Annotated in this window: 1 protein-coding gene; it reads right to left on the bottom strand. The window is 28.3% G+C overall.

All coding sequences use genetic code 11. The features are described 5' to 3' along the window. Positions 1–153: 153 nt before the first annotated feature. Positions 154–512 (bottom strand): hypothetical protein (locus RMT89_RS40965; RefSeq protein WP_315888837.1); only part of this gene is annotated, 359 nt, incomplete at its 5' end.

The raw sequence follows: 512 nt of genomic DNA, 5'->3' as shown, positions 1-512 counted from the left end.
CAGATATAGTGCGGAACATATATTTCTTTTATTTTTTTTTCTTTTAGATAAGCATAAAAGGCAGATCTTGCTGACTTATATTGATAAGCATGTCGATACGGATAATTATACTTTTTTTCAAAAGCATATTCAAAGTAGCCTCCTATACTATTTTCAATCATGATCTATCTCTATTCTAATGTTATCATCATAATTTCGACTAATGTTAACTAATGAGTCAATGTCAGACTTTAAAAGCAGCACTTCAATTGCACAGTTTGAACCAGTAAACTCATTGACATCATCACCTACATTTAAGTATTTATATCTCTTGTAAATATACCGCTTTAAATTTTCAGATAATTCAACACCCTTTAAAACACCCTTTTTATACGAATGTACGATAATATATGATGCGTATTTGTTTAAAAAACGTTCTTTTTTAAACTCAACACCATCATAATAGTCAAATATTGCTTTCAAAAAGTCGAAGCCCGAATATTTTTTTATTACATCAAATGTAAAATTACCAC

The organism is Streptomyces sp. P17 (genome assembly GCF_032436805.1).
Classification (GTDB): Bacteria; Actinomycetota; Actinomycetes; order Streptomycetales; family Streptomycetaceae; genus Streptomyces.
Note: the sequence above shows the minus strand (reverse complement) of the source record. Positions and strands in the feature narration are given on the sequence as shown.